The organism is Streptomyces sp. cf386 (genome assembly GCF_900103585.1).
In the GTDB taxonomy this organism is placed as follows: Bacteria; Actinomycetota; Actinomycetes; order Streptomycetales; family Streptomycetaceae; genus Streptomyces.
This window is the reverse complement of the sequence record NZ_FNHV01000012.1, coordinates 295,694-313,668: the sequence shown is the minus strand read 5'-3', so window position 1 is coordinate 313,668 and position 17,975 is coordinate 295,694. Positions and strand designations below refer to the sequence as shown.

The 17,975-nt window shown below is 72.0% G+C and carries 14 protein-coding genes; 7 read left to right on the top strand and 7 right to left on the bottom strand.

Going from position 1 to position 17,975, the window contains the following annotated elements:
- Window positions 1–53: 53 nt before the first annotated feature.
- The 6 genes from helR to BLU79_RS29915 all read right to left on the bottom strand — a co-directional run bounded on the left by helR (window position 54) and on the right by BLU79_RS29915 (window position 10,335).
- The gene (helR, locus tag BLU79_RS29940; RefSeq protein ID WP_093909051.1) at window positions 54–2,237 is read right to left on the bottom strand and encodes an RNA polymerase recycling motor ATPase HelR; all 2,184 of its coding nucleotides are present in this window, start codon (window positions 2,235–2,237) and stop codon (window positions 54–56) included.
- Between the two features lie 87 nt (window positions 2,238–2,324).
- Window positions 2,325–3,512, bottom strand: coding sequence for a glycosyltransferase (locus BLU79_RS29935; RefSeq protein WP_371131966.1), 1,188 nt, complete (start codon window positions 3,510–3,512; stop codon window positions 2,325–2,327).
- A 185-nt stretch (window positions 3,513–3,697) separates the two neighbouring features.
- Window positions 3,698–5,365 (bottom strand): allophanate hydrolase, encoded by a 1,668-nt coding sequence (gene atzF, locus BLU79_RS29930; RefSeq protein WP_093909049.1) that lies wholly within the window; start codon window positions 5,363–5,365, stop codon window positions 3,698–3,700.
- A gap of 19 nt (window positions 5,366–5,384) precedes the next feature.
- The gene (locus BLU79_RS29925) at window positions 5,385–8,897 is read right to left on the bottom strand and encodes a 5-oxoprolinase/urea amidolyase family protein (protein ID WP_093909048.1); all 3,513 of its coding nucleotides are present in this window, start codon (window positions 8,895–8,897) and stop codon (window positions 5,385–5,387) included.
- Window positions 8,894–9,514, bottom strand: a complete 621-nt coding sequence (locus tag BLU79_RS29920) for an urea amidolyase associated protein UAAP2 (RefSeq protein WP_093909047.1) — start codon at window positions 9,512–9,514, stop codon at window positions 8,894–8,896. Before BLU79_RS29920 ends, BLU79_RS29925 begins: the two co-directional genes overlap by 4 nt.
- Entirely contained in the window at window positions 9,511–10,335 is an 825-nt protein-coding gene (locus tag BLU79_RS29915; RefSeq protein ID WP_093909046.1) for an urea amidolyase associated protein UAAP1, read from the bottom strand. Before BLU79_RS29915 ends, BLU79_RS29920 begins: the two co-directional genes overlap by 4 nt.
- A 263-nt stretch (window positions 10,336–10,598) precedes the next feature.
- Here BLU79_RS29915 and BLU79_RS29910 point away from each other — a divergent pair, with 263 nt between their 5' ends.
- The 6 genes from BLU79_RS29910 (at window position 10,599) to BLU79_RS29885 (ending at window position 16,132) form a co-directional block, all read left to right on the top strand.
- Complete coding sequence (locus BLU79_RS29910; protein ID WP_093909045.1) at window positions 10,599–11,234, top strand: TetR/AcrR family transcriptional regulator; 636 nt, start codon at window positions 10,599–10,601, stop codon at window positions 11,232–11,234.
- 327 nt (window positions 11,235–11,561) lie between these two features.
- Entirely contained in the window at window positions 11,562–13,157 is a 1,596-nt protein-coding gene (locus tag BLU79_RS29905) for a sensor histidine kinase (protein ID WP_093909044.1), read from the top strand.
- Window positions 13,154–13,561: a roadblock/LC7 domain-containing protein gene (locus tag BLU79_RS29900; RefSeq protein WP_031486688.1), complete on the top strand. Its 408-nt coding sequence runs from the start codon at window positions 13,154–13,156 to the stop codon at window positions 13,559–13,561. Before BLU79_RS29905 ends, BLU79_RS29900 begins: the two co-directional genes overlap by 4 nt.
- Entirely contained in the window at window positions 13,558–13,956 is a 399-nt protein-coding gene (locus BLU79_RS29895; protein ID WP_093909043.1) for a DUF742 domain-containing protein, read from the top strand. Before BLU79_RS29900 ends, BLU79_RS29895 begins: the two co-directional genes overlap by 4 nt.
- Window positions 13,937–14,557 (top strand): GTP-binding protein, encoded by a 621-nt coding sequence (locus BLU79_RS29890; RefSeq protein ID WP_093909042.1) that lies wholly within the window; start codon window positions 13,937–13,939, stop codon window positions 14,555–14,557. The genes BLU79_RS29895 and BLU79_RS29890 overlap by 20 nt, the downstream gene beginning before the upstream one ends.
- 87 nt (window positions 14,558–14,644) lie before the next feature.
- Window positions 14,645–16,132 carry a cytochrome P450 gene (locus BLU79_RS29885; RefSeq protein WP_093909041.1) on the top strand — a complete coding sequence of 496 codons (1,488 nt, stop codon included), beginning with the start codon at window positions 14,645–14,647 and terminating at the stop codon, window positions 16,130–16,132.
- Between the two features lie 193 nt (window positions 16,133–16,325).
- Here BLU79_RS29885 and BLU79_RS29880 read toward each other — a convergent pair whose 3' ends face one another.
- Window positions 16,326–17,303 (bottom strand): RluA family pseudouridine synthase, encoded by a 978-nt coding sequence (locus tag BLU79_RS29880; protein WP_093909040.1) that lies wholly within the window; start codon window positions 17,301–17,303, stop codon window positions 16,326–16,328.
- A gap of 98 nt (window positions 17,304–17,401) precedes the next feature.
- Between BLU79_RS29880 and BLU79_RS29875 the strand changes: the two genes are divergently transcribed.
- Complete coding sequence (locus BLU79_RS29875) at window positions 17,402–17,974, top strand: GNAT family N-acetyltransferase (protein WP_093909039.1); 573 nt, start codon at window positions 17,402–17,404, stop codon at window positions 17,972–17,974.
- Window position 17,975 lies beyond the last annotated feature (1 nt).

Here is a 17,975-nt window from a genome sequence, read left to right as displayed (position 1 = left end):
CCCGCGCGGCGGAGCCGCATATCGATGCAGCCCCGCGCCCCTGGGGCGTGCAGTTATCGGAGGACGACCAGTTGCTGTGTCGCCCGCGTCATCGCCACATAGCGGTCCACCGCTCCCTCGATGCCCTCGCCGAAGTTCTCCGGGTCGACCAGGACCACCAGGTCGAACTCCAATCCCTTCGACAGCTCCGGCGTCAGTGACTGGACGCGGTCCGTCGGGCTGAGTGTGGGGGCGCCGATGACGCAGGCGGTGCCTTCGGTGTGGGTGGTGAGCCAGTCGGTCAGGATCGAGTCGAGGTCGGAGACCGGTCCGTGGGTGACCGGGACGCCGCTGCTGCGGATGGACGTCGGCACGTTGGCGTCCGGGAGTGCCGTGCGGATGACCGGCTCGGCCTCCGTCATGATCTCTTCCGGCGTCCGGTAGTTGATGCTCAGGGATGCCAGGTCGATCCGGTCGAGGCCGATGCGTTCGAGGCGCTCCTGCCAGGACTCCGTGAAGCCGTGCCTGGCCTGGGCGCGGTCTCCGACGATGGTGAAGCTCCGGGACGGGCAGCGCAGCAGGAGCATCTGCCACTCGGCGTCGGTGAGTTCCTGGGCCTCGTCCACGACGATGTGCGCGAACGGGCCGGCCAGCAGGTCGGGGTCGATGGTGGACAGTTCGGCCTCGTCGACCAGGCTGACCTGGGCGTCCTGGCCGCGCAGCATCGTCACCAGGCCCAGGCCGTCGTCACCGTCGGCGCCGGAGGTGGACACGGCCTCGATCAGGTTGTCGACGACCTGCGTCATGCGCTCGCGCTGGGCGGCGAGGATGGCCTTGTGCCGACGCTTCTCCCGGGCCGTCTCGGGGTCGCCCAGACGCTGCCGTGCCGCGTCCAGGAGCGGCAGGTCGGACACCGTCCAGGCCTGGGGGTCCGTGCGCTGGAGGCTGTGCACCTCGTCGCGGTCGAGCCAGGGCGCGCACATCCGCAAGTACGCCGGTACCGTCCACAGGTCGCCGACCAGGTCCGTCGCTTCGAGCAGCGGCCAGGCACGGTTGAAGGCCGTGCGCAGCTCCCGGTTCTGCGCCAGCGACCTGCGCAGCAGCTCCTCCGAGACCTCGCCGTCCTGGGCCGAGGCCTCGTCGTCGTGCTTGTCGACCAGGATCGTGAGCAGTTCCTCCCAGACCTGGTCGCGCGCCTCGTTGTGCGGGGTGCCGGGTTCCGCCGCCTCGAACGCCGTGGCCCAGTCGGTGGCGCTCAGCCGGATGTCGGACCAGTGGGTGGTGACCGTCATGCCCTTGGCGGGCGGCTCCTCGTAGAACCTGACGGCCGTCTCGATCGCCTTCACCAGGTCCGCCGACGACTTCAGCCGGGCCACCTCCGGGTCGGCCTCGACCCCCGCCGAGGCCCCCTCGGCGACGAGGTCCCGCAGGATGCAGGTCTGCACGCCCTCCTCGCCGAGGCTGGGGAGGACATCGGCGACGTACGCCAGATACGGCCGGTGCGGACCGACGAACAGGACGCCGCCCCGACGGTGACCGAGGCGGGGGTCGGAGTGGAGCAGGTAGGCGGAGCGGTGCAGGGCGACGACGGTCTTCCCCGTGCCCGGACCGCCGTCGACGACGAGTGCGCCGCGTGATCCCGCGCGGATGATGGCGTCCTGGTCGGCCTGGATGGTGCCGAGCACGTCGCGCATCCGGGGCGACCGGTTGGTGCCCAGGCTCGCGATGAAGGCGGACTGGTCGTCGAGTGCGGCGTGCCGTTCGAGTCCGCCCGGGGTGAACACCTCGTCCCAGTAGTCGCTGATCCGGCCGCCGGTCCAGCGGTACCTGCGGCGGCTCGCCAGACCCATCGGGTTGGCGTGGGTGGCTCCGAAGAACGGCTCGGCCGCGGGGGAGCGCCAGTCGACCAGCAGCCGACGGCCCGTGCTGTCGGTGAGGCCGAGCCGTCCGATGTACACGGGCTCGGAGTCGTCCGCGCTCACCATGTGCCCGAGGCACAGGTCCAGGCCGAAGCGGCGCAGGGTGCGCAGGCGAGCGGTCAGCCGGTGGATCTCCGCGTCCCGGTCCATCGCCTCCCGGCCCAGACCGCCGGGCGCCCTGCGCTCGGCGTCGAGTCGGTCGGACACCTCGGCGATCGACTGCTCCAGGCACTCCGCGAGGGACGCGAAGTACCGCTCGTCGCCGGCGATCAGGGTGGGGTCGGCCTTGGCGGAGAGGCGGTCGGGGAGGTCGAACGTGCTGGTGGTCAGGGGTGTCACTGCGAAGGGCTCCGATCTGAGGTCGCTTGCGACCGTTGCGCGCGGGGTCTGGTGTTCTGGGTGACGGCCTTGACGGTCCCGCGTGGCTTACGCGGACACCGGTGGCGTTGCCCGGCCGATCGAGTCGAGCAGCAGCTCCGCGGCCACCGCCGCCCCGTCGGTGCGGATCGTGCGGGCCACGGCGGTGGCTCGGGCGCGGGTCTCGGGGGCCAGGGCTGTCGCGAGCGAGGCCGAGAGGGACTCGAAGGTCGGAGTAGGACCCTCGTGGGCCGCGCCGATGCCCAGCTCGGCGACCCGGCGGGCCCAGTACGGCTGGTCCGCCAACTGGGGTACGACCACCTGGGGTGTGCCGGCCCGGGTGGCCGTCGTGGTCGTACCCGCGCCGCCATGGTGCACGACAGCGGCCACCCGGCCGAACAGGGCCTGGTGACTGACGTCGCCGACGGCGAAGCAGTCGCCCTGGTCGTCGATCAGGGACAGGTCGGCCCAGCCACGCCCGACGAGTACGCGGCGGCCCTGCGCGCGGACCGCCTCGATGGCCACCTGGGCGGCGTCCTCCGATCCGTGCAGGGGCATACTGCCGAAGCCGACGTACACCGGTGGTTCGCCCGCCTCCAGGAACGCCACCAGCCCGTCCGGGAGCGGGCGTTCGTCCGGCAGGAACCACGCGCCGGTCTGTACGACGTCGAGGTCCGGCGTCGCCTGCCACGGGTCCAGGGCCGGGTCCGTCGCCAGCCACGGCCGGTCGCCGATGACGTAGTCACGGACGTCGTCCACCGGGGGCAGGCCGATCGACGCCCGGTTGGTGTTGAGCGCCTCGCCGAACAGCGCGTTGACGTTCTGGGCGTCCAGGTCCCACAGCGCCCGGTTGTCGGTCACCTCGGGCGGGAGCGGGCGGCCCGGATACGCCAGCGGCGGGCGGTGCGCAGAGGGCAGGGTGAGCTGCTGGAAGGTCACGGACACGGAGGGGATGCCCAGCTTGTCGGCCACCGACAGCGCGCCGGCCGCAGCCGAGATCATGCCGGTCGCCACCAGCACATCGCATCCTTCGGCCGCCGGGGTGACCGCGTCCAGCTGACTGGCGATCACCGCGGCCGCACGCTGGGGCAGGGTCGACGGCACCGGCCCCGCCTTCGTCAGCGCGCGCGCCGACGGGCCGAAGGGCACCAGCTCCACGCCGATCCCGCCCAGCAGCTTCGCGAACTCCTCGTCCGCCGGCGCGCACACCCGTACCTCCGCGCCCAGCTCCCGCAACCGCACCGCGAGCCCGGCCATCGGCTGGACGTCCCCGCGTGATCCGTACGTCGACAACAGCACACGCACTTAGTGACTCCTCGTTCCGCGGAATTCTGGCCTAGGTCGGCGATTCTGCGGTACGACGGGGGCCTTGCCGCAAGCCCCCCAGTGCGCTATAAGTTGAGAGTGGCAAGGAGTGGGTGACCTCCTTGCCTTCAGTTTTTTCAGCGGCGGCCGCCCCCGAGGTAGGCCCGCCACCCCCCGTAGGACGTGATGTCCTCGGCGTCCGCGAGGGCCGCCGGCTCACACAGGAACCCCGGTACGCGGCTGCCATCCTCCAGTTCCACGCTCCCCAGCGCCATAGGGCGCGGCAACTCGGCGAGGAGCCGGCCGAGCCCCTCCGCCGGGAGCCGCCACACCTCGGCCTCGATCAAGGCGCCGCCCGCGCCGGTACCGACGCGGACCAGGCCCGGCTTGGGCGGGGTCGTGGACAGGGCGTGCAGGCGGTAGACCGGGGCCGTGGCGGTCGTACGGTCGAACCGGGCGCCCAGGGCCAGGAGTTGAGGGTTGAGGGGCTGGTCGGAGAGGTGGGCCCCGACCACGGCGAGGCGGACCTCCGGGCGGAGCAGGGCGGCGATCCGGGCCAGCCGTTCGTCCGTGAACGCCGGGCCGATCAGCATCACGCCGAACGGGAGGCCGCTCACCTCACCGGCCGGGACGGCGACCGCGGCCAGGTCGAACAGGTTCGTGGAGTTGGTGAAGCGGCCCAGGCGGGCGTTGGCCCCCAGTGGGTCGGCGGCCACCTCGGCGAGGGTGGGGTGGCCGGGCGTGGTCGGGAGCAACAGGGCGTCCACATCGGTGAGTTCGGACTCGGCGCGGGAGCGCAGGGCGGCGAGCCGGTCCTGGTCGGCGAAGAGCCGGTGGGCCGGGATGTCGCGGGCGCGGGTGATGATGCCGGCGACGGTGGGGTCGAGGGTGCCGTCGCCCGCCGCCAGCGCCTTGTCGACAAAGCTCCCCACGGCCGTGTAGCGCTCGGCGACGAAGGCCCCCTCGTAGAGCATGGCGGCGGCTTCGGTGAAGGGGGCGAGGTCGACGGCGCGGATCTCGGCGCCGGCCGCGCCGAGCTGCCGTACCGCTGCCTCGTACGCCTCGGCCCAGCCCGGATCCAGCTCGCCGAGCTGCTCCACGGGCGGGACCGCGATCCGCCAGGGCCCCGGTGTGCGCTGAGGGAGCGGGGGCAGGGCGCGGGCGGACGGGGACGCCATGAAGGACAGCGCCTGCTCGGCCTCCGGCAGCGTCCGCGCGAACACCGTCACGCAGTCGATCGACGCGCAGGCCGGGACGACGCCCTCCGTCGGGACGAGACCGCGGGTCGGTTTGAGGCCGACGATGCCGTTGAAGGCGGCCGGGACCCGGCCCGAGCCCGCCGTGTCCGTGCCGAGCGCGAAGTCGACGATGCCGAGTGCCACCGCGACGGCCGAGCCCGCACTGGAGCCGCCGCTGATCCTGGCCGGGTCATGGGCGCCCCGCACCGCGCCGTAGGGGGAGCGGGTGCCGACCAGGCCCGTCGCGAACTGGTCGAGGTTCGTCGTGCCGAGGACCAGCGCGCCGGCGGCACGGAGTCGGGCGACCACGGGCGCGTCGGCCTCGGGGTCGTAGGCGTACGAAGGGCACCCCGCGGTCGTGGGCAGGCCCTTGACGTCGATGTTGCCCTTGGCGGCGAACAGGCGGCCCGCGAGCGGGAGTTGTTCGCCCGCGGCCATGCGTTCGTCGATGATCCGGGCCTCGTCCTCGACCGCTGCCCGCGGGCGCAGATCGATCCAGATCTCGGGGCGGTCCACGGCTTCGATCCGGGCGTAGGCGGCGCGGACGCGGGACAGAGCGCTCGACATTTCCAGTTCTCCTCGCGATTCAGCTCGTGACAGGGGCGAGTACGACCAACGCCGTCCCCGCCTCCACCAGATCCCCGGGTCCGACCAGGACCTCCACGACCACGCCGGCCACCGGCGCGTGCACCCTGGACTCCATCTTCATCGCCTCAAGGGCGAGCAGCGGCTGACCGGCCGTCACCTCGTCACCCGGCCGGACGCCGAGCTGCCACACGGACGCCGCGAACTCGGCCTCGACGAGCCGCCCGCCGGCCGGGACGGTCACCTCGGCCGCGGGCGCGGCCGGTGCCGTCGCCTCGTCCGCCCGCGCGAACTCTCCGGCCGCCTCCCACGCGTCCCGTTCCGCCGCGAAGGCGGCCCGCTGCCGGCCCCGGAACTCCGCGATCGACTCGGCGTTCTCGTCGAGGAAGGCCCGGTACCCGGCGAGCGAGAAGGTGCCCTCCTCGATGCGCGGCACGAACCGCCCGGACGTGATGTCCGCCCGCAGCTCCAGCAGCTCCTCGGCGTCCACCGGGTACCACCGGATCCGGTCGAAGAACCGCAGCAGCCAGGGCGACCCCGGCTCGAACGCCCCGCGCTGCTGCCACGGCGACCACACCTGGGTCGTACGGCCCACGAACTGGTAGCCGCCGGGCCCCTCCATGCCGTAGATGCACAGGTAGGCGCCGCCGATGCCGACCGAGTTCTCGGCCGTCCAGGTGCGTGCCGGGTTGTACTTGGTGGTCACCAGGCGGTGCCGGGGATCCAGCGGGGTCGCCACCGGGGCGCCCAGGTACACATCGCCCAGCCCCAGGACCAGGTACTCCGCGTCGAAGACCGTGCGGTACACGTCCTCGACCGACTTCAGGCCGTTGACGCGGCGGATGAACTCGATGTTCCAAGGGCACCAGGGCGCGTCGTCGCGCACGCCCGCCATGTAGCGGGCGATGGCCTCGCGGGTGGCCGGGTCGTCCCAGGAGAGGGGGAGATGGACGGTGCGGGACGGGACGACCAGCTCGTCGGTGGGCGGCAGTGACGCCACCAACTCCCGTATCTCGGCGAGGAGTTCTCGCAGCGGCAGTCGGCTCGGGTCCGTCTGGATCTGGAGGGAGCGGATGCCCGGGGTCAGGTCGGTGATCCCGTCCTGGTCGGTCTCGACGACCGCCTCCATCAGCGCGTGGACGCGCATGCGCAGGGCCAGGTCCAGTTGCATCGGCCCGAACTCGACCAGCAGGTTGTCGTCACCGCTGCGCCGGTAGGTCACGTCGCCGTCCCGCGCCAGCACACCGCCGTCGACGATCGCGGCGCGTTCCCGGCCCGCCACGTCCACCGGCGCGAACCGCACCGTGTCGCCCGGGCGCAGCTGCCCCAGCTTCCAGCGCTCACCGCTGATCACCGTCGCCGGGCACACGAACCCGCCGAGCGACGGGCCGTCCGGGCCGAGCAGCACCGGCATGTCGCCGGTGTAGTCGACGGCGCCGACGGAGTACGGCGTGTCGTGGATGTTGGACGGGTGCAGGCCCGCCTCACCGCCGTCGGCGCGGGCCCAGCGCGGCCTGGGGCCGACGAGCCGTACGCCGGTCCGCGCCGAGTTGAAGTGGACCTTCCAGTCGGCGGCGTAGAAGTCGCGGATGTCGTCCTCGGTGAAGAACTCCGGCGCGGCGTGCGGTCCTTCGACGGCCGCGATGTGCCATACGGCCCCGAAGGGCGGGCGGTCCGGTGCGGGAACCGGCGTTCCGTCCACGACCGTCCCGCCGTGCAGCACGTCGCCCGTGCGCAGCGCGCGCCCGCCGTGCCCGCCGAACCGGCCCAGCGTGAAGGTGCTCGCGCTGCCCAGGAAGGCGGGGACGTCGAGACCGCCGGCGACGAGGACGTAGGTCCGCAGGCCGTGCTCGGTGGGGGCTCCGATCTCCAGTACGGCCCCTGCCGGCACCGTCACCGGCTCCCCCTGTGGCACCGCCGTACCGTCGACGGTGACCGGGGCCGGGGCGCCGGTCACGCACACGGTGGTGGGGTGTGTGAACCTCAACGTCGGCCCCTGGAGCGTGCATTCGAGGCCCGGTGCGCCCTCGTGGTTGCCCAGCGCCCGGTTGCCGAGCCGGAACGACAGGTCGTCCATCGGGCCGCAGGGCGGCACGCCGACCTGCCAGTAGCCGGTGCGGCCCGGCCAGTCCTGCACGGTGGTGAGGGTGCCGCCGGAGACGACCTCGATGCGGGGCGTCGGGTCGGTGACGGCCGTGAGGGTCGCCGTCGAGTGGGCGGCGCCGCGGAAGTCCCGGTCGGCGAGGGCGGCCCGCAGCAGGCCGAGGTTCGTCTCGATGCCGTCGACGCGGGTGCGGGCCAGCGCCTCGTCCAGCCGTTCCAGCGCGTGGGCGCGGTCGGGGCCGTACGCGATGATCTTCGCGAGCATCGGGTCGTACGACGTCGTCACCTCGGTGCCCGTCTCGACCCAGCCGTCGACCCGGACCCCGCTCGGGAACTCGACCCGCGTCAACAGGCCCGCGCTGGGCCGGTGTTCGCGCGACGGGTCCTCGGCGTAGAGGCGGGCCTCGACGGCGTGGCCGCGCGGAGTGCCCGGGTCGCGGACGACGTTCCGTTCACCGCGGGCCAGGCGCAGCATCCAGGCGACCAGGTCGACGCCGTAGACCTCCTCGGTGACCGGGTGTTCGACCTGGAGGCGGGTGTTGACCTCCAGGAAGCATGCCTCCTCGCGGGCGGCGTCGTACACGAACTCGACGGTTCCGGCCGAGCGGTAGCCGACGGAGGCGCACAAGTCGCGGGCGGAGGTGGCCAGTTGCTCGCGGATGTGCGGGGGGAGTCCTGGTGCCGGGGCCTCCTCCACGACCTTCTGGTTGCGCCGTTGCAGTGTGCAGTCCCGGTCGCCGAAGGTGACCACCCTGCCGTCGCCGTCGCCGAAGACCTGCACCTCGACATGGCGGGCGTGCTCGACGAGCCGCTCCAGGAAGACACCGGCGGAGGAGAAGGAGGCGGCGGCGACCCGCTGCACCCGCTCCCAGGCCTCGGTCAGTTCGGCGACGGATCGACATGCCGACATGCCGATTCCGCCCCCGCCGCCGGTCGCCTTGAGCATGACGGGATAGCCGATGACCTGCGCTTCTTCGAGGGCCTCGGCCAGTGATCCCAGCAGCCCCGTCCCCGGTGCCAGCGGTACGCCCGCCGCCTCGGCCGCCGCCCGCGCGGTGTGCTTGGCGCCGAACAGCTCCAGTTGCTCGGGGGTAGGGCCCACGAACACGATCCCGGCGTCCTCGCAGCGCCGCGCGAACGCCGCGTCCTCGGACAGGAAGCCGTAGCCGGGGTGGATCGCCCCGGCCCCGCTGTCCTTGGCCGCCTTCAGCACCAGGTCGGCGTCGAGATACGACTCCTTGGCGGGCGCCGGGCCGAGGCGTACGGCCTTGTCGGCGAGGCGTACGTGGGGCGCCGCGCGGTCCGGGTCGGAGAACACCGCGATCGTGCGCAGGCCCAGCTCGCGGGCCGTGCGGATGATGCGGACGGCTATCTCGCCCCGGTTGGCGACGAGCAGCGTGTCGAAGCTCATGCGTCGCCCGCCCGGGGTGCCTCGCCCGCGTCCGTGATCGTCATCTCCACGGCCGTCGGGTCGAAGCCGTTGCACGGGTTGTTGATCTGGGGGCAGTTGGAGACGAGGACGAGGACGTCGCGCTCGGCGCGCAGGGTCAGGGACAGCCCCGGGGCCGAGATTCCGTCGACGATGCCGAGGGTGCCGTCCTTCTCGACCGGCACGTTCATGTACCAGTTGACGTTGGAGACCAGATCGCGCTTGCCGAGGCCGTACTTGGCGCCCTCGGCGAGGAAGTTGTCCACGCACGCGTGCTGCGACCAGGTGTGGTGGCCGTAGCGCAGGGTGTTGGACTCCTTCGAGCAGGCGCCGCCGACCGTGTCGTGACGGCCCACCTCGTCGGCGACGACGGTCATCAGCGGCGTGTGCTCGTTCGACATCAGCATGCTGCCCGTCGTCAGGAAGATGCCGCCCTGCGCGTGAATGGTGTCGGGCGCGCTGTAGCGGACCGAGGTGTCATGGGCGTCGTACACGAGGAAGTCGACGGCCTGGTTGCCGTGCAGGTCGGTGATGGTCAGCGTCTCGCCCTCGCGGACGACGGACGACCAGGCGGCCCTGGCCGCAACCACGGTCTTCATGCGAGCCCCCTGGTGGCGAGGAATTCGGCGGTGTTGAGGAAGGCGCGGCGGCCCTCGGGGGTGGCGTCCCAGAGCGGGTCGTCCGGGGTGGTCGGCGCCGCGCGCCAGGCGAGTACCTCCAGTGGGGTGCTGACGTACTCGGGGCGCGGGTCGGCCGGATGCGGCACGTTGGCGATCAGGAACGTCACGTCCTGCTCGGCGCGCAGGGTCACACTGCCGCCGGGCCCGGCCGAGCCGGTGAAGTCGAGGGTGCCGTCCTCGCGGACCTCGACGCCCTGGAAGAAGGACAGCGACGGGGGCAGGTCCCGGGGCTCCAGGCCGTTCTTCGCCGCCGCCAGCTTGAACAGTTCACGGCCGGCGGGGGAGGGGGACTGCGGGGTGCCGTCGCCGTAGCGCTCGGTGTTGCGGACCAGGGTGGACGTGCCGCACAGCGTGTCGTGGCGCCCGGCGGTGTCGGCGATGACGCTCGCGAGCACGCGGCCCTGGTCGGAGAGCAGCAGGCGGCCCTCGCGGAGGTAGGCGTTCCACTGCACCTTCACCGTGTCGGCGACGTTCAGCCGCTCCCAGGGGCGGTCGGCCACGTACAGCAGCAGATGCGCGCAGGCGTCGCCGCGCAGATCGGTCAGCCGCAGTTCCGTGCCGCGGGCCAGCACCTTGTGCGTGTAACCGCCACCCGCCACCGTCTCGGCCCACACCAGGTGCCCCGCCTCGCAGGGCGGCGCGGGCCAGTCCCGGGCCGGCACGACGGGCATGGCCTCGGCGCGGCTTCCCTCCTGGGCGCGGGCGTGGTCACGGGCTCCGTACGTGGTCTCTGTCGCCATGCGCGGGACCTCCGGCTCTGGGGTGTCGGCGTGCGGGCTCTTTTCTGTCGCCCGACAGAAATTAGGGGCGGGGTGGGTCGAGGGGATTGCGGGGGTGTTGCCGTGCAGTTACCGCGGCGCCCGCTGCCTACCCGGACCCCACCGCCTTCACGCGAGCCGCGCAGCCGGCGCGGCGGCGGACCCGCACCGCCGAAGCCCGCGTGGAGCCGGCCCGAAGCCCGCGCGGAGATCGCCGTACGCCCCGATGTGCGAGGATCGAACCCATGGGTACGTCAGGTGGGCCGGGAGGTCGGCGGGTCGGCAGGCCGCGGGCCGCTCAGCGGCCGGACAGCGGGCTCGAGCCGCGTGCCGAACTCCTCGTGTCCGCCGCCGAGTTGTTCACCACCCGGGGCTACGCCGCCACCACCACCCGCGCCGTGGCCGAGCGTGCGGGGATGCGGCAGGCGTCCATGTACCACTACGTCTCCGGCAAGGAGGAACTCCTCGCCGAGCTCCTGGAGTCCACGGTCACGCCCTCACTCGCGTACGCCCGGGAACTCCTCGCCGACGACGCGACCCCGGCCGGGGACCGGCTGTGGCGGCTGTGCCGCGCGGACGTGGAGCTGCTCTGCGGCGGCCCGCACAACCTCGGCGGGCTGTACCTGCTGCCCGAGGTGCGCACCGAGCGCTTCGCCGGCTTCCACGCCGTGCGCGCCGAACTCAAAGACGCCTACCGCCAGTTGCTTGCCGCCACGGCCGCCGGCGGCGCGCTCGCCAAGGGCGAGCTGGACCTGCGTACGGATCTGCTCTTCGGCCTGATCGAGGGCGTCATCCTCGTGCACCGCTCCGACCCGGAGCGCCCGGTGTCGGTGTTCGCCGAGGCGACGGCGGACGCCGCGCTGCGCATCGCGGGGATCTGAACATCCGGCCGAACGGGGTCTGAATCCCCGATCCTTCACCCGTCACGGTGAGTGATTTTCGTACGCCCGTACGCCGTGACGTACGGTGTGCGATGGTGAGCTGAGCGTATAAATGGGGCCGAGGGTACTCCTGTCGCACACCCCATTTCAGGTGCTTGCTGAATATGACACAGCGATGATCCGGTCGGACTAAGCTCGCCCGCAGCGCACCGAGTTGAGGCGTATTCGTGCGCTTGTTCCCAAACGCGCAGAAGATTCCGACATACCCATGACGTACCCCGCTGCAAGCTCCCCCTACACCCACCCGATTAGTTTCAGAGGGCCCACATGGTGAGCGTTCAATCCCCGACCAGTCGCCGTGAACTCCCGTACGCGCGCGTCCTGTTGCTGCCCGCCATAGTGATGGCCGCGGCAACCGGAGCCGCCGTCGCCGTGGTGACGGAACCGGCCCGGACGGCCGTCGGCGTGTGCGGTGCCGTGGCCCTGCTGCTCGTGCTGGCGTCCGCGGCCGAAACGGTGCGCCGCGGCCGCGCCCTGCGGGACGAGCGGGCCGAGCGCGCCCGTCACACCGCGTATCTGGAACGGCGTGTAGCCGCCCACGACGAGGAGATGGCCCGCCTCGCCACGGAGGTCACGCCCGCCGCGATCTACCGGCTGCGGTGCGGCAATTCACCCCATGAGGTGATGCGCGACCTCGCTGAGATCGACCCGTCCTACGCCCAACTCCCACCGGCGCAGCTCGCGTTGGTGAAGTCGATGCTCGACATCCTCGACTACGAGGAAGCCCTGCGCGACTCCTCCCAGCGCTCCTTCGTCAACATCGCCCGCCGCGTCCAGGCGATCGTCCACCAACAGGCCGTGGAACTACGGGAGATGGAGGAGGACCACGGCCGCAACCCCGAGGTCTTCGACGACCTGCTGCGCATCGACCACGGCACCATGCTGATCGGCCGCCTCGCCGACTCCATCTCCGTGCTCGGCGGCGGTCGCCCCGGCCGTCAGTGGCCCAACCCCGTCCAGCTGTACAGCGTGCTGCGCGGTGCCATGTCCCGCATCCTGGAGTACCGGCGCATCAAGCTGGACTCCATCGCCCAGGTCAACGTCCGCGGCATCTCCGTCGAACCGGTCATCCACGCGGCGGCCGAACTCCTCGACAACGCCACCCGCTACTCGCCGCCGCAGACCGAGGTGCACGTCACCGCCACCGAGGTGCAGACCGGCATCGCGATCGAGATCGAGGACGCGGGCGTCAGCCTCAGCGAGGAGGCCCGGACCCGGGTCGAGGGCATGCTGGAGCGCGCCAAGGCCGGCGGAGACCTCCAGGAACTCGGCGAGTCCCCGCGACTGGGCCTGGCCGTCGTGGGCCGTCTGTGCACGGCGTTCAACATGCAGGTCTCCCTGCGCACCTCCGCGTACGGCGGTGTCCGCGCCGTCCTGGTGATCCCGCGCGAGATGCTGACCACGGACGCCGCGCCCGGATACGCGCACGGCATCGGTGCCGTATCGGCGCCCAAGCTCGGCCCCGGCGCGCTCGAAGGACCCAAGCGCACGCCCAAGAAGCGGCGCCCCACCAGCCCGAAGATCCCCGCCGCGGTCTCCATGGAGGACGACGTCCCCGTGGTCACCGAATGGACCGCGGGCGGGCTGCCGCAGCGCCGCAGCCGGGTCAAGACCCCGCTCAGCAAGCGGCTCGCCGAGCAGGCGGCCATCGAGCGGGCCGAACGGGAGGGCAGGCCGACCGTCTGGTCGACGCCGAAGCCCGACCCCGAGCCCCTGCCCGAGCCCGTGCAGGACGAGCCCGCCCCCGGTGCGTGGGTCGAGGCGTTCTGGAACGGACTCAAGGACAAGCCCGACCCCTACACACTCCAGCCGCGAACCCAACCGGCCCGCCGCGAGGCCGACGACGAGGGGGACCCCAAGTGATCCAGCAGCGCGCCAACTTCGACTGGATGCTCAAGGAGCTCCACGACGGCGTACCGGGCATCGAGATGATCGTGGTGCTCTCCGCCGACGGTCTGCGCATCGCCCGCTACGGCGGCGACCCGGACACCGCCGACCGCGTCGCCGCGGCCTGCGCCGGTCTGCAGAGCCTGGCGAGCGCGGTCGCCACGGAGATCCCGAACAGCGACGGCAAGATGAAGATGGTCCTCATCGAGATCAACGGCGGCTACTTCTATCTGATGGCCGCCGGCGCCAACGCCTATCTCGCCGTGCTCTCCGACACGTTCGCCGAACCCGGTCTGATGAGCAACCGCATGTCCGACCTCGTCGGCCGCATCGGCGCCCATCTCACCAGCCCGTCGAGGCGCAACGGGCAGACCGTATGACTCCTCCGCAACGCCAGCGGCGATTCCCCCAAGGACAACCGCCCCCACTACCGCCCCCGCCGAGGCAGAAGAAGAACCCGGAACGGCTCTTCGTGGTGGCCGGGAAGGACGGCGCCGAGCGCGCCGAACTCGACCTCGTCACCTTAATCGTGGCGAGCGCCGACCCACCGCCCTCCGCCGCGCCCGAGCAGGCGGCGCTGCTCCGGCTCTGCACGACCCCCCTGTCCGTGGCCGAGCTCTCGGCCTATCTCAGTCTGCCGTTCAGCGCGATGACGGTCCTGCTCACCGACTTGCTGACGGCCGACCTGGTGACGGCGCGCGCCCCGCTCGTGCGTCAGGCCGTCGCCGACCGGTCCCTTCTCGAAGCGGTGATGCATGGACTTCAAAGGCTCTGACACCATCCCCGGTCCACGGACCGAGGACCAGCTGCCGGCCACGGCCGAGGCCGCGGTCAAGATCGTGATCGTGGGCGGCTTCGGGGTCGGCAAGACGACCATGGTCGGCTCGGTCAGCGAGATCAGGCCGCTGACCACCGAAGAGACCATGACGCAGGCCGGCATCGGTGTCGACGACAACTTCGGCTCGGACACCAAGACGGCCACCACCGTCGCCATGGACTTCGGGCGCATCAGCATCACCGACCAGCTCGTGCTGTACCTCTTCGGCACGCCCGGCCAGGAGCGTTTCTGGTTCCTGTGGAACGGGCTGTTCGAGGGCGCGCTGGGCGCGGTCGTGCTGATCGACACCCGTCGGCTCGAAGTCAGCTTCGACGTGATAGGGCGACTGGAGGAGCGCGGCGTGCCGTTCGTCGTCGCCGTCAACTCCTTCCCCGACGCGCCCCGTTACGCCGTCGACGACCTGCGCGCGGCGCTCGACCTCGACGCGGAGATCCCGATCGTGGAGTGCGACGTCCGCCGCCGGGCCTCCAGCCGTGACGTGCTGATGACCCTGATGCACTTCCTGCACTCCCTCGCCATGTCGGGCGCGCTCAGGTAGGGCGCGCCCGCATGCGTTCGCGCTGTGAATCCCCAGAAATTCGCGCTGTGACTCCCCAGAAACCGGATCCCCTTCGGAGCGACCCCTGTGACGCCTGAATTCCCTTCCCCGACCGGTACGCACGACGCCTTTCCCGCCCCACCGCCCGGCTGCCCGGCCCATGGGCTCGGCCCCGGAAGCCTGCACCGGCTCCACGAGGCGGAGGACCTGGGGGAGCTGTACGAGCAACTCCGTGAGCAGCACGGCCAGGTGGCGCCCGTACTGCTCCACGACGATGTGCCGATGTGGGTGGTCCTCGGCCACACCGAGAACCTGCACATGGTGCGTACGCCCTCGCAGTTCTGCCGGGACAGCCGTATCTGGAACCCGCTGCTGGAGGGCATGGTCAAGCCCGACCACCCGTTGATGCCGCACATCGCCTGGCAGCCGATCTGCTCCCACGCCGAGGGCGACGAACACCTGCGGCTGCGCGGTGCGGTCACCGGCGCCATGTCCACCATCGACCACCGCGGGATGCGCCGCTACATCAACCGCTCCACGCAGCGCCTCGTCAACCGGTTCTGCGAGGAGGGCCGCGCCGACCTGGTCGCGCAGTTCTCCGAGCATCTGCCGATGGCCGTGATGTGCGAGATCCTCGGCATGCCCGACGAGTACAACGACCGTATCGTCGAGGCCGCCCGCGACATGCTCAAGGGCACCGAGACGGCGATCGCCAGCAACGCGTACATCATGGACGCGCTGATGCGGCTCACCGCCAAGCGGCGGGCCCGGCCGGAGGAGGACTTCGCCACCCATCTGATCAACCACCCGGCCCGGCTGACCGACGACGAGATCGGCCAGCACCTGCGGGTCGTGCTCATCGCCGCCTACGAGGCCACCGCGAACCTCCTCGCCAATGTGATCCGCGTGGTCCTCACCGACCCGCGCTTCCGCGCCCAGCTCAGCGGCGGCCAGATGACGGTGCCCGAGGCGGTCGAGCAGTCCCTGTGGGACGAGCCGCCGTTCAGCACCGTGTTCGGCTACTTCGCCAAGCAGGACACGGAGTTGGGCGGGCAGCACATCCGCAAGGGGGACGGGCTGCTGTTCGCTCCCGCTCCCGGCAACGTCGACCCGCGGGTGCGTCCCGACCTCTCCGCCAACATGATGGGCAACCGTTCCCACCTCGCCTTCGGCGGTGGACCGCACGAGTGCCCGGGCGCGGACATCGGCCGTGCGATCGCCGAAGTCGGCGTCGACGCGCTGCTGATGCGGTTGCCGGACGTGGAACTCGATTGCGCCGAGGACGAGTTGGAGTGGCGGCACTCGATCGCCTCGGCTCACCTGGTGGAACTGCCGGTCCGCTTCGCGCCGAAGCCGCCGCAGGACGTCATGCAGAAGCCGGGCCACGCCCCGGTCCCGCCCCAGCGCGCCACCTGGCAGGTCGGCACCCCGCAGCCCCAGCAGCCACCGACCCCGGCTCCCCAGCCGACGGCCGCACAGCCGCCCACGCCGACGCCCACGCCGGCACCGGCTGCCGAGCCGGTGCGGCCGAAGGGGGTCCTGCGGCGGTTCCTGCGGTGGTGGCGGGGTAACTGAGGGGCCGGTGGCGGGATCCGGAGGTTGTCGTCTGCCTGCGGTGATCGCCGTCTGTCGGGTGGTCGGCGTGTGCTCCGGGCGGTTCGCCGCTTGCCGGGCGGTCGTTACTGCCGGAGGTTGCCGTGTGCTTCTGGCGGTCGCCAGCCGTCCGGCAGCCCCCGCCCCGCCATCGGTCGGCGCCGGACGCCACCCGTCACCGGGTCGGGGCACCCTCGCCGTACGGCTGCCCCGCCGCCCACCCGGCGTACGACGCCCAGGCCTCAAGGGTCCGCGTACTCCGGAACCGATGTGCCGTCCCCGTCACCGGATCGGTGAAATCCATTGCCCGTGCCAGCAGTTGGAGCGGGCGTCGGAAATCGCCGGCCGGTACGGGGGCGGTCACCTCGGGGTACAGCGGGTCGCCGAGGAGGGGTACGCCCAGCGCGTTCATGTGGACCCGTAGCTGATGGGTCTGTCCGGTGGTGGGCGTCAGCCGGTAGCGGGCGAGTCCGGCGCGGTGGTCGACGACCTCGACACGTGTGACGGCGTTCGGCTCGCCCTCGACCTCCCGGGCGGCGAGCACCCCGCGCTCCTTGAGGATGCGGCTGCGCACGGTCCGGGGCAGGGCGAGCCCGGGATCGTGCGGCGCCACGGCCTCGTACTCCTTGCGTACCCGCTTTTCGCTGAACAGCGTCTGATAAGCGCCGCGTTCCTCGGGCCGCACCATGAACAGCACCAGCCCGGCGGTGAGCCGGTCGAGCCGGTGCGCGGCGCCCAGCGCCGGGATGTCCAGCTCCCGGCGCAGTCGCGCCAGCACGGTCTCGGTGACATGGCCGCCGCGCGGGGTGGTGGCCAGGAAGTGCGGCTTGTCGGCGACGACGATGTGCTCGTCGCGGTACACGACGTCCACCGCGAACGGCACCGGCACCTCTGGGGGCAGCTCCCGGTGGAACCACACGAACATCCCCGGCACATACGCCGCGTCCGCCGCCACCGCCCGGCCGTCCGCCCCGACGACCAGCCCTCCGTCGAACATCCCGGTGACCACCCCGGGCCCAGCCCCCGAGAGCCGCTCCACCAGATACTCCCGCACGGTGGCCCACGCCCCATCGAAGGGCAGGCGCACCCGCACCGCGTCGATCCCGTCGCGCTGCGGCAGGGGAGAGGGCGGGAGCGGGGTGCGGCGTCTCATCACGATCAAGCGTACGGCCCCGGAAACTCTGGGAGTGCGCCGCCGGAAAACCTGTTGGACCCGCCCGGGCGCGTTGGCAGGATCCCGCACATGCCTTCCTGACCAGCCCCGTCCTGCCCACCGGAACCCTCGCCCGGACCCCGCAGCCCACCCTCCCCACCGGTGACGGCCTCCTCCTGCGCCCCTGGCGGGCCGAGGACGCGCCCGCCGTGCACGCGGCGTTCCAGGACCCGGAGATCCATCGGTGGCACGTCCGGGCCGCCGACTCCGAGGCGGAGGTCGGCGGCTGGATCGAGGAGTGGGTGCGGGCCTGGGCGGAGGAACGGGCACCCCAGTGGGCCGTCGCCGACGCGGACACCGACGGTCTGCTGGGGCGCGTCGCCCTGCGCGAGATCCACCTCGACGACGGCACGGCCGAGGTCGCCTACTGGACCACCGCCGAGGCGCGCGGCCAGGGCGTCGCGGCCCGAGCCACCACCACCCTGGCCCGCTGGGCGCTCGACGACATCGGCTTCCACCGCCTCGAACTCCTGCACGCCGTCCGCAACGAGGCCTCCTGCCGAGTCGCGGCCAAGGCCGGCTTCCTGCTGGAGGGCACCAAGCGCAGCTCCGCCCTGCACCGGGACGGCTGGCACGACATGCATCTGCACGCGCGCGTGCAGGGCGACTGAG

Bases quoted from the DNA above. Each gene is read 5' to 3' on its own strand.
- BLU79_RS29910 (WP_093909045.1), top strand. From the start codon at position 10,599: ATGGGTACGTCAGGTGGGCCGGGAGGTCGGCGGGTCGGCAGGCCGCGG.
- BLU79_RS29890 (WP_093909042.1), top strand. From the start codon at position 13,937: ATGGACTTCAAAGGCTCTGACACCATCCCCGGTCCACGGACCGAGGAC.
- BLU79_RS29895 (WP_093909043.1), top strand. From the start codon at position 13,558: ATGACTCCTCCGCAACGCCAGCGGCGATTCCCCCAAGGACAACCGCCC.
- atzF (WP_093909049.1), bottom strand. From the start codon at position 5,365: ATGTCGAGCGCTCTGTCCCGCGTCCGCGCCGCCTACGCCCGGATCGAA.
- BLU79_RS29915 (WP_093909046.1), bottom strand. From the start codon at position 10,335: ATGGCGACAGAGACCACGTACGGAGCCCGTGACCACGCCCGCGCCCAG.
- BLU79_RS29920 (WP_093909047.1), bottom strand. From the start codon at position 9,514: ATGAAGACCGTGGTTGCGGCCAGGGCCGCCTGGTCGTCCGTCGTCCGC.
- BLU79_RS29935 (WP_371131966.1), bottom strand. From the start codon at position 3,512: ATGGCCGGGCTCGCGGTGCGGTTGCGGGAGCTGGGCGCGGAGGTACGG.
- BLU79_RS29880 (WP_093909040.1), bottom strand. From the start codon at position 17,303: ATGAGACGCCGCACCCCGCTCCCGCCCTCTCCCCTGCCGCAGCGCGAC.
- BLU79_RS29925 (WP_093909048.1), bottom strand. From the start codon at position 8,897: ATGAGCTTCGACACGCTGCTCGTCGCCAACCGGGGCGAGATAGCCGTC.
- BLU79_RS29905 (WP_093909044.1), top strand. From the start codon at position 11,562: ATGGTGAGCGTTCAATCCCCGACCAGTCGCCGTGAACTCCCGTACGCG.